Source organism: Lacticaseibacillus songhuajiangensis (assembly GCF_003946025.1).
Taxonomy (GTDB): Bacteria; Bacillota; Bacilli; order Lactobacillales; family Lactobacillaceae; genus Lacticaseibacillus; species Lacticaseibacillus songhuajiangensis.
Genome location: NZ_RHNR01000061.1, coordinates 1 through 10,596 on the forward strand (window position 1 = coordinate 1; position 10,596 = coordinate 10,596).

Consider the following 10,596-nt stretch of genomic DNA (forward strand, 5'->3'; position numbering starts at 1 on the left):
CACAGCATGGGCCTCTCTCTGTAGTATTCTGCTCAGTAACGTGTCGGCCACGGAGGTGGTGGTGTGCTTGGGCGAAGCCAGTCGACCTCGCGCTTTAGCGCGTAGAGAGACGGACACCGAAGGGTGCAGGGAACGGAGTCGGGCGAAAAGATGATTGTTTGGAGACAGGACGGCCGGATTTGCCGTCGTGGCTTCACACAATCATCTCGGGAGCGCGGAGTTGACGCCGTTCTTGCGGCAACTCCGCCAGCGGAAGACCGCGATAGCGGGCTGAAGCGGTCCCCGCCCGACGTAGTTCCCGGAGCGTAGCCCAAGCGCACCACCACCGGAGTTGCCGACTCCACCGCCTAACGGCGTCATGAAAACACCAAAGAGGCCCAGCGTGACTTCGTCACTGAAACGCTATCGCTGACGAACAGCGACAAAAAAATGCCACCCTTTGCGGGTGGCATTCTGCAGAAACCAATTACTTGGCTTTCTTCTGGGAAGTCTTCATCTGCTGCATCATCTGGTTAAGCTTCTTTTCGGAAGGCTTAGCACCCATGGACAGCATCATGGTCCGGAGCATGTCTTCGTTTACAGGAGGATTGTCCTGGAAGTACTTCTTCATGTAAGCACGGGCGCCGTAGAAGCCCCCGATAACACCGGCGAGGGCGCCGATGATCAGACCAAAAATAAACATATACATAGCGAGTTTCTCCTCCTTGAGTTTCCATTACTATTTTGCCAAAGTTGGACGCGTTTGCAAAGCCCTAATCGTTCCGTAGGCCCTTTTTTCGCTGAATGTCGATTACCTTTTGTGGGGTGACCTCTTTACCATTCTTGTCCACAATCTTCAGAGATTCGACCTGCTGGCGGAAACCGGCACGGAAATCCGCGATGTAATCCTTACGCAGCTGGTCCTGTTCAGCAGTTTCGGCTGCCGTCAGACCCTCAGTCTTCTTTTTCTTGGCAAGTTCATTAATGCGCTTAAGCCGTTCACTGGGCTGTTCAGCCATAATTATGCCGTCCCCTCTCCTTGAGCCTCTGATTCAAAAAAAGGCGACCGCTTGCAGCGGCCACCCTTTATAGGCAAGTATCTTAACGACGCTTTTCCTTGATACGTGCAGCCTTACCGCGAAGAGCACGCAGGTAGTAGAGCTTAGCACGACGTACGGCACCGTGACGTACAACTTCAATCTTTTCAACACGAGGTGTGTTTACTGGGAAGGTACGTTCAACACCAACATCTGAACTCATCTTGCGAACAGTGTAGGTAGCGGAAACGCCGGTACCACGGCGCTTGATAACAACGCCTTCGAAAAGTTGGATACGTTCGCGCTTACCTTCAACAATCTTGGCGTGGACACGTACGGTGTCACCGGCCTTGAAGTCAGGAATGTCATCGCGAAGCTGGGACTTGGTGATGTCGTTAATAAGTTGGTTCATGAGTATTTCTCCTTTGTCGACATTCATGCACTCCTCCCGAGCCAGCGGAACATCGGTATTTATGTGGGGATTCCACAAAGAAATATTATAGCAATGTGTCCCCGCCGTGTAAAGCAAAATCTCTTGACCAATCACTTACGCGTGCTGCACCGGTGCGCCATGCTTTTGTAGCGGCACGGCAGCAGATGGCTTCAAGGCGCAAATGAAAATGTAGAGCTGTGCCACCTCAATCGCCACCTGCAAAATACTGTACAAACCGCTATCGTCGAACATCGAGTAACTGTTCAAAAACAGATTTAAAACGAGCAGCAGGTTCAAGTAACCAATTGCCGGATTAACGCCAGCATCCCGCATCCGGCGCACTGTCTGGGCTGTTTGCGGAATCAGAATGAACGCATACCCCAGAATGAAAATAATTGCTCCCAGATTGCCGCGCAGTGCGGACTTCACAGGCGCAGCCATCACGTCGAGTCCCGCACTTGATCCCATCTGCGCCCCAACCAGGAGTCCAAAGACCAGGATCAATTCCCACGCGGCCATCCACCAATACTCGCGGCGACCACTACGCCCCTTAAAATCGAAATACCCCTTGAAAAACAATACTGGCGCTTTCCAGAACCCAACTTTCTTAGCAGCCATGATAACTCCTCCTCAGTGGTAAATATTTATTTACGCTCTTATCATGAAAGCACCGTGAGCGCCGAACATCGGACTTTAGACCCATTTAGCAAACGTATCAAACAAAATGGCATAACTGATGAATCAATAAATGCAAGCGGATACAAAGGTGCTACAATGAGCTTGAATAAAGAAAAAAGGAGTTGGGTAAAATGAGCACGAACACTGCGACCCCCGACGCAGCTGTGAGCGCCAGACGGCAGGTGACCCACGTTGCGGAGGAAAAAATGCTCGAGACGCTCGACTGGGCTTACAACAGCACCTTAAACGGCCTGCCAGGACAAAAGTCAGTCTACGAGCTGGTTGATGATTACTTAGGTAAATATGATGCAGATGAGGCTGAGCGGCGTTTGATCCAATTTCAAACAAGTAAAGCCGCCACTTCTGGATTTGTTACCGGTTTAGGCGGTCTGCTCACCCTGCCCGTCGCGGTGCCGGCGAACGTGGCGTCCGTTATCCTAGTGCAAATGCGCATGATTGCGGCAATCGCCTTGATGCACGGCTATGATTTGCATAGTGAGCAAGTGCGGACTTTTGTGTACGCCACCCTCACTGGTAGTTCGGCGGCGGACATCATTAAGCAAAGTGGCTTGCAACTAGGCAGCAAGCTCAGTGCCGGTGTCATCCGGCAGCTGCCCGCAAGTGCCTTGAGCAAAATCAACCAGCGGGCGCTCCTGCATCTCGTCACTAAGTTTGGCACCACGGGTGCCGTCAACCTCGGGAAGGTGGTCCCGGTCGTCGGTGGCTTAGTGAGCGGCAGCGTCGACACCGCCACCACCTTGAGCATCGCGCGCCTTGCCGATAAGACCTTTGCACCATAAGTCAAACAAAAGGACCTCCACATCAGCCGGAGGTCCTTTTTTATGCTTATTTCTTGTCCTTAACTTCAGCCTCAATCACTTTGGGCTCTGGCTTCTGCTCATCGCTGGCCCGCAGCTTGTTGAGCTCGGCCTGCAGCCGCTTGCTAGTTTTACGCGCGGCACTGATGCTGCTGGCGGACAGCAATAGCGTGATGCCGGCACCAATCAGTAGCGCCACAATGATGAGCACAATCAGCGGCCACTGCAGGTGGGCACCAAAGAAGTTCACCGTGACGGCCTGACTATTCATCAGGGCGAAGATGACCACCACGAGGGTTAGTACTAAACCAATGACAAAACGTTGTTGATTTTTCATTTTTATCACTTCCGGTTAAAAATTGTTCCGGCAAAGTAGTCACCCAGGTGTGGCACCAGTGGGTAAATCTTCGCAGCGGCAGCCATTACGAACGGCGCGTTGATTTCACGAACCGGCCGGCCGTATGCGCGCACGATGCGGGCAGCCAGCTTATCGGGATCGAGTGCAAACAGTGCGATGCGGGCGGCGTAGTCTTCCGCCTGGGCAACCTTGAAGAAGTTCGTCTTGACGGGTCCCGGGTTCACGGTCGTGACCAGCACACCCGCTGGCTTCAGCTCCATCCGTAATGCGTCCGAGTAGGCAATGACTGCAGCCTTACTGGCGGCATAAACCGCACTCTTGGGCGTCGGAATTTTGCCGGCCATCGAGGCGATGTTGATGATGTGTCCAGCGCCCTGCGTCACCATCTGGCGGCCCACCAGGCGACATAAGTACATTGTCCCCAGAACGTTGGTCCGGAACATAGATTCGGTGATGCGCATGGACGTGTTGAGCGCCTCCTCGAACACGCCGAACCCAGCCGCATTGAGCAGGTAATCAATCTTCCCAACGGTTGAAATAATTTGTCCCACTGTACTCTCAATGGCGACGGGATCCGACACGTCGAGTGCGTAGGCGTAAGCGGACTGCCCAGAGAGCCGGGCAGCCTCAGAACGCACTTGCGCGAGGGCACTCATGTTGCGCGCGGCAACAATCACGGTCGCACCGGCCGCGGCTGCTGTCAGCGCGACGGCTTTCCCAATCCCGCTGGAACCGCCGGTAATGAGAATTACTTTACCTTGCATGTTAGTCATGGTCTGTCTCCTTTACAAAGGGGATCTCAATTTCCTGCAAATCGCCGACCACCGTACTGTTACGGAAAATTCCGCGCGCCTGATACTGCAAATCCTTAGCAAGTTTGCCGACGTAGCGCGCTGAAATGTGGTTTAGCAGCAGTTTCTTGACGCCGGCCTTCTTCGCCAACTTAGCCGCCTGCACGCTGGTGGAGTGGTAATACTGGTGTGCCAACTTGGCTTCATCGACGCCGAAGGTACTTTCGTGGACCAAAACATCCGCGCCTTCTGCCAGCGGTAGTTCACGGGGCGTCTGCCGTGTGTCACCAAAAATCGCAACCGTGCGCCCTGGTTGCGCCGCCCCGATGAAGTCCTGACCGTTGAGTTCCCGGCCGTCTTCAAGCGTAATCGTCTTGCCCGCCTTCAATTGACCAAACAAGGGGCCAAACGGCACCCCGGCCGCGCGCACCTTATCCACGAGGAGTTCACCGGCGTGCGGCTTTTCCTCAACGCGGAAGCCAAAAGCCTCAATGCGGTGGTCGAGATGATCGGCCGTCACGCGGAAGGTTTTATCATCGAGCACGACGCCAGGCTTCAATTCAACAAAGCGCAACTTATAGGCCAAATGGGTCTGCGTCACCCGCAAACTGGTGCGCACGTAGTCTTCAATGCCGCGTGGACCGTAAATCGTGAGTTCATCCGCGCCGCCCTGATTCGCCCGACTGGCGAGAAAACCGGGCAACCCGAAGATGTGGTCGCCGTGCAGGTGGGTGATGAAGATTTTGCTGACCTTGCGCGGACGAATTGTTGTCCGCAGAATCTGGTGTTGTGTGCCTTCGCCGCAGTCAAACAGCCACACCTCATTGCGCTCATCAAGGAGCTTGAGGGCTAGACTGCTGACGTTGCGACTGCGCGCGGGTGAACCCGCGCCAGTTCCTAAGAACAAAATTTCCATTTTTGCCATCCATTCTATTCAAACTAGTTAGACCTATTTTAACATAAATGTGCTGCATTCCCGGCACGCCCGGCAAACGCCAGTAAAAAACTCGTCATTACGGCTACAATGTAAACGCATAAGGCAGAATCAACCGCAAGCGCCGCGGCCGATTCTGCCTTATTTAATCGCTATTTTGTATTCGTAATCAACTGCTTGGCCACGTACGCACCGTAGTAAGGATTCCCCTTCGGATTCGGGTGCACCCGGTCAGCGTAGAACCAGTCATCATGCTGATTCGAGTAGCCGTACCAATCAATCACGTGCAGATTGTGGTACTTCTGCGTCGCCCCCCGTAAAGTGCGGTTGACGTCATTTTGCCACTGCTTGGTCGGTACCCGAACGTCAATCCAGAATACCTGCCGCGATGGGCCGGTGGCGTGCATCAACTGGTCAACCTGTTGCCGGGTGACGGGGCCGTTAGTACCCAACCCAATCAAGACAGTGTTAGCCAGCGCCCCACTACCTGCGTACTTCTGTACCAGGTTCAGGCCATCTGCTGCCTGCCGTGAAACCGCCGCATCAACGAAGGCCTTCGGGAAGATCTTCTGCAAAATTGGTTCGCCGTCCTTCATGACGGAATCACCAATCGCGGTCATCCCCATGTTCTGCGCCTTCTGCAGTTCAATTTGGCTAAGCCCATACTTTTCGAATTCTTGATTAACCGGATGCTGATTCGCACGCGATTCTTCTTCAGCCTTTTTTGAAGAAGCCACGCTCGCGCTGTATGCCTTATTGCTGTCCGCCTTCTTGGAAGACGCAATGCTGGCCTTCAGAGCGGCGAGTTTCTTCTTCTTAGCGGCCTTTTGCGCTGCGGTTTCCTTGAGTTGCTTTGCCAGTTCTGAGTGATCCGCGGCGTCCGTCTTGATTCCCGGTGCCTGCACAATCCCCACGGTCCCGCAGAGCAGAATCACAGCGGAAATCGCTGGCATGACCATGTGCTTGGGTTGCCACATGTCGTGCTGGACATAGGTCTTCAGCTTACTGTAGTCGAACTTGGCCAGGGGCCGTTCGATGAAGCGGTAAGACAGTTCTGTAATCCCCGCGATAATCAGCACTTCGATTACCGGGTACAAAATCGGGTGATCCGCCACGTCTTTTGCAACGGACTCGAAGAAAATCATCACCGGGAATTGGTAGAGGTAAATGCCATAACTACGATTACCTAACCACTTGAAGACGGGATTGGTCAGCAGGCCATTCAAATGCGCACCAGGATGCGCCACCACAGCCACCAAGATTGTGACCAACAAACTGAAGATAAACATGCCACCCCGGTAAAGGAAGGCGCTCTGGTCAGTCGTGTAAATCACCATCAGCAGCATCGCCACCATGCTGATACCACCAAGGGCATCCAGCACGATTTGGTCACTGCGGCGGATATGCTGCGCCAGCTTGCCACTTGGCCAGATGAAGGCCAGCGCCGCACCGAGCAGAATGGAGAACGCCCGCGTGTCGGTCCCGTAGTACAGCCGGCTCGGGTCGAAAGCCTTGACCGTTGTGGGCTGGTAGAGCACCGCCATCCACAGCGCAGAGATTACAGCAAGCACGAAGACAATGTTGAACATTTTGCCCCGAGACTTGACCGTTTTCGCCAAAAGCAGGACCACCAGCGGCCAGACCCAGTAAAACTGGCCCTCAATCGAGAGGGTCCATAGGTGCGTAAACGGGCTTTCCCCATTGGCGTAACGCGCGAAGTAGGACTGCCCATTGGCAATCTGCCACCAGTTGTACAGCGACGTTAAATTGCTGAGCACAATCATGTGCAAGTTATGCAGCAGGTCGCGCGCAAACAAGGTGATGTAGGCACTGGTCGCAAACAGCATTGCGACCAGCCCTGGATACAATCGCTTCACCCGCCGGATGAAGAAACTCTTCATGTTGATGTGCCCAGCGTTGTCCAGTTCCCGCAACAACCCGTCCGTAATCAGGTACCCGGACACAACCATGAAGATTGGAACACCGAGATAGCCACCTTTAAAGACGTCTGGACGCAGATGGTACAAAATAACCCCGAGCACCCCGATGGCCCGCAAACCATCAAAGCCGGTAATGTAGCGCCGCTTTTTCTGCTCTGGCATCTTCTTCAATCAACCCTTTTCCCTAAAACAACTAATCTTCGTAAACGAAGGACAGGTCCCCGATGTTCACCTGGTCCCCATTTTCAGCACCTGCTTCACGCAGCGCCGCGTCGACACCCAGGTTCCGCAGCTGGCGAGCGAAGCGAATCACCCCGTCTTCGTGCTGCAGATTGCTCATCGCAGCGAGGCGTTCAACCTTACCGCCGGTCACAATCCAGGCCTCATCCGTTTCCTCAACGTGAATCTCGTCGCCCGGTTCAAGGGTGTAAACCTTCTCGCTCTCGGCATCACGTTTTGGTTCAATCAGCGGTGCATCCGCTAGAAGCGCCGCCGTCTTGTGCATCAGCAATTGCAAATTGTTGTGCGTAATGGATGAAATTGCCATGATTTTGTCTTCCGCCACGCCCTCAGCAATCAACTGATCGTGGAAGGTGCTGAAGCGCTCCTCAGACCCGGGCATGTCCATCTTCGTAGCCACAATAATCTCGGGGCGGGCGAGCATGTTCTCATCGTAAGTCGTCAGTTCGTGCTGAATCTGGTGGTAATCTTCGAGCGGATCGCGCGCATTGTTCGGATCCATCTCCACCAGGTGCAAAATGACCCGGGTCCGCTCAACGTGGCGCAAGAACTCAATCCCCAGTCCCACACCAGTAGCGGCACCTTCAACCAGTCCGGGCAAATCAGCCATGACAAAGTCACTGCCGTCGTCCAGGCGCACCATCCCGAGGTTCGGGACGAGTGTGGTGAATTGGTAAGCCGCAATCTTCGGCTTGGCACCGGTCACTGCTGCGAGTAGCGTGGACTTCCCAACGGATGGGAAGCCAACCAAACCAACATCGGCAAGCACCTTCAGTTCAAGCTTCACATAACGATCCTGACCGGGCTCACCATTTTCGGCGATTTCCGGTGCGGTGTTCTTTGGTGACACAAAATGCGTGTTGCCGCGACCGCCACGACCACCGCGAGCCACGACGAGTTCCTGGCCATTCTCGGTCAAATCCCCAATCAGCTCGCCGGTATCGGCGTCCGTGACACTAGTTCCGGCCGGCACGGCCACGCGGGTGTTCTCCGCAGCCTTACCAGACATCTGGTTCTTGCCGCCACTCATCCCAGGCTTAGCCTTAAAATGGCGGTGGTAACGGAAGTCCATCAAGGTGTTGAGTCCCTGATCGACATAGAAAATGATACTGCCGCCGCGACCACCGTCACCACCAGCAGGTCCACCAAACGGTACGAATTTTTCCCGGCGGAAGGAGACAATCCCGTCGCCACCCTTACCGGCTTTCACTTCAACTGTAACCTGATCTACAAACATATTTTTACCCCTCCCGCAGGTCGACGCATGCGGAAACTTTCTGAATTCAGTCTTGATATAAACGCGGGTAGCGTTCGCTTGGGAACACTACCCCTTTTAGCCTATTTTTAAGCATACAGGCGACTCCGCCAAAAATCAACGTACACAAGCCCTTACAATGACAGCTTAATTGTTTGGGCGACGGTTTTGCTGAGTCCGAGCTTCTGCAAGTCCTCAACACTGGCGTCCTTAATGTTCTTAATTGTCTTGTATTCGCGCAACAATTTGGCCCGTGTTTTCGGGCCCACACCTTTAATCTGCTCCAAGCGACTGCTCAAACTATTCTTGCTGTGCAATTGTCTATGGAAGGTAATGGCAAAACGGTGCACTTCGTCTTGAATTCGTTCAAGCAGGTAGAAGCCCTGACTGCGGGGGTCGAGGTTGATCATCTCGTCCGTTGGTCCGTAAAGTAGTGCTGCCGTTTTATGCTTATTGTTCTTGACCATGCCGGCAACGGGAATATCGAGGTTCAGCTCGTTTTCGAGCACATCCTTGACCGCGTTCATTTCGATGCTGCCCCCGTCCATGAGGATAAGGTCAGGCATCGGCTTATGCTCTTTCAAAAGGCGGGTGTAACGGCGCCGAATCACCTCGCGGGTATTCGCATCTTCATTCGCGCTGTGTTCCCCGCTGTCCTCAGCCAGCTTGTACTTACGGTAGTTACTCTTTTCCGGTCGCCCGTCAACGAACTGCACCATCGCGCTGACCGGCTCTGCCCCTTGAATGTGGCTGTGGTCAAACGCTTCAATGACGTGTCCATCGTGCGGCAAGTTGAGCGCGTCCATGATTTCGGCCTGAGCGTCCACCGTCTTGCGGTTGTCGAGCTCCAGTAGCCGGAATTTTTCTTCAAGCGTGATGCGGCTGTTTTTCTCCGCCAGTTCCATGAGAGCCCGCTTCTCACCGCGCTGCGGCGTGCGCACGGGCACCCCAATCACATCGGCCAGAACGTCGTTGTTCATGCCCGCTGGCACCAGCACTTCCTTGGGGAGCACGTTGTTCTTGCGCTGGTAGAACTGCATGATGAAGGATTCGAACTCTTCCTCAGCGGTGTTGACGATTGGGAACAGCCGTTTTTCCCGCTTCATCAAGCGTGATTGGCGAATGAAGAAGACCTGAATTGACATCCAGCCCTTATCCCAGTAGTAATTGAAAATATCGCGGGTCGTATTGTCAGTGGAAATAATCTTCTGCTTTTCCACCGTCGCCTCGATGTAACGAATCTGGTCGCGAATTTCCGCGGCACGTTCAAATTCTTCCGCTGCCGCCGCTTTCTCCATCTGACTGGTCAAACTGCGCTTGACCTTTCCCGTATTCCCGCTCAGGAAGCTCTTAATTCGCGCGATTTGCTTATCGTACGCTTCCTGTGGCACCTCTTTGAAGCAGGCACCGAGGCACTGACCCATGTGAAAGTACAAACAAGGTCGACCTTGATAGCCGTTGCAGCGGCGCAGCGGGTACACCCGCTGAATAAACTGCAAGGTTTCTTCCGCAGCGTAAACGTTAGGATACGGGCCAAAGTAATAAGCGCCATCCTTGCGCACGTCACTCACAATCTTCGTCTGGGGATCACGCTCATTGGTAATTTTAATGTAGGGGTAACCCGTCCCCTTCTTCAGTTTGATGTTGTAGTAGGGCTGGTACTTCTGAATCAGGGTGATTTCGAGCAGAAAGGCTTCCTTGTCCGTGCTGGTCACAATGAAATCGAAGTCCGCGATTTCGGACACCAACTTGGCGGTTTTGCCGTCATGACTACTCTTAAAGTACGAGCGCACCCGGTTTTTGAGATTCTTGGCCTTACCAACATAAATAATCTTGCCGGTAATGTCCTTCATCTGGTAGCTGCCGGGCAAGTCAGGCAACAGCGCCAGTTTACGTTCAATATGTTCAGATGCCACTGGTCACCCTCCGTTCCAAAACGTTTGTTCGGTATCTTATTGTACCCACCCCACGTCGTTTTAACAAGTCACGCCGTCCGTCAGCGTAAGCATTTTGGCGACGGAGTCGCCCCGAGCCTCTGCGGTGTTTTCACAACTACTGCTAGGTGGGCGGTGGAGTCGGCAACTCCGGCAGGAGTGCGCTTGCGCTTCGCTCCGCGAGAACTGCGTCGGCGGG

The 10,596-nt window shown here is 53.9% G+C and carries 11 protein-coding genes; 1 reads left to right on the forward strand and 10 read right to left on the reverse strand.

Translation table 11 applies throughout. The annotated features are described in order from the left end of the window. Window positions 1-466 precede the first annotated feature (466 nt). The 4 genes from EKM97_RS11030 to EKM97_RS11045 all read right to left on the reverse strand — a co-directional run bounded on the left by EKM97_RS11030 (window position 467) and on the right by EKM97_RS11045 (window position 2,067). Entirely contained in the window at window positions 467-688 is a 222-nt protein-coding gene (locus EKM97_RS11030; protein ID WP_125572464.1) for a YneF family protein, read from the reverse strand. A gap of 64 nt (window positions 689-752) precedes the next feature. Continuing rightward, on the reverse strand, window positions 753-998 hold the full coding sequence (locus EKM97_RS11035; protein WP_125572465.1) for a DUF896 domain-containing protein: 246 nt from the start codon (window positions 996-998) through the stop codon (window positions 753-755). An 82-nt stretch (window positions 999-1,080) separates the two neighbouring features. Further along, entirely contained in the window at window positions 1,081-1,428 is a 348-nt protein-coding gene (rplS, locus tag EKM97_RS11040) for a 50S ribosomal protein L19 (RefSeq protein ID WP_125572466.1), read from the reverse strand. A 135-nt stretch (window positions 1,429-1,563) separates the two neighbouring features. Beyond that, window positions 1,564-2,067 (reverse strand): DUF805 domain-containing protein, encoded by a 504-nt coding sequence (locus tag EKM97_RS11045; protein WP_125572467.1) that lies wholly within the window; start codon window positions 2,065-2,067, stop codon window positions 1,564-1,566. Window positions 2,068-2,258: 191 nt separating this feature from the next. Here EKM97_RS11045 and EKM97_RS11050 point away from each other — a divergent pair, with 191 nt between their 5' ends. Then, window positions 2,259-2,927, forward strand: a complete 669-nt coding sequence (locus EKM97_RS11050; RefSeq protein WP_125572468.1) for an EcsC family protein — start codon at window positions 2,259-2,261, stop codon at window positions 2,925-2,927. 46 nt (window positions 2,928-2,973) lie between these two features. Here the strand turns inward: EKM97_RS11050 and EKM97_RS11055 are convergent, their stop codons facing one another. The 6 genes from EKM97_RS11055 to uvrC form a co-directional block, all read right to left on the reverse strand. Beyond that, window positions 2,974-3,282, reverse strand: coding sequence for a LapA family protein (locus EKM97_RS11055; RefSeq protein WP_125572469.1), 309 nt, complete (start codon window positions 3,280-3,282; stop codon window positions 2,974-2,976). A gap of 5 nt (window positions 3,283-3,287) precedes the next feature. Beyond that, window positions 3,288-4,076 carry an SDR family NAD(P)-dependent oxidoreductase gene (locus tag EKM97_RS11060; protein ID WP_125572470.1) on the reverse strand — a complete coding sequence of 263 codons (789 nt, stop codon included), beginning with the start codon at window positions 4,074-4,076 and terminating at the stop codon, window positions 3,288-3,290. Continuing rightward, window positions 4,069-5,010 (reverse strand): ribonuclease Z, encoded by a 942-nt coding sequence (gene rnz, locus EKM97_RS11065; RefSeq protein WP_125572473.1) that lies wholly within the window; start codon window positions 5,008-5,010, stop codon window positions 4,069-4,071. The genes EKM97_RS11060 and rnz overlap by 8 nt, the downstream gene beginning before the upstream one ends. Before the next feature lie 170 nt (window positions 5,011-5,180). Further along, the gene (locus EKM97_RS11070) at window positions 5,181-7,130 is read right to left on the reverse strand and encodes an acyltransferase family protein (protein ID WP_125572474.1); all 1,950 of its coding nucleotides are present in this window, start codon (window positions 7,128-7,130) and stop codon (window positions 5,181-5,183) included. Between the two features lie 31 nt (window positions 7,131-7,161). Further along, complete coding sequence (obgE, locus tag EKM97_RS11075; RefSeq protein ID WP_125572471.1) at window positions 7,162-8,445, reverse strand: GTPase ObgE; 1,284 nt, start codon at window positions 8,443-8,445, stop codon at window positions 7,162-7,164. Window positions 8,446-8,597: 152 nt separating this feature from the next. Next, window positions 8,598-10,379, reverse strand: a complete 1,782-nt coding sequence (uvrC, locus tag EKM97_RS11080) for an excinuclease ABC subunit UvrC (protein WP_125572472.1) — start codon at window positions 10,377-10,379, stop codon at window positions 8,598-8,600. Between the last annotated feature and the right edge of the window lie 217 nt (window positions 10,380-10,596).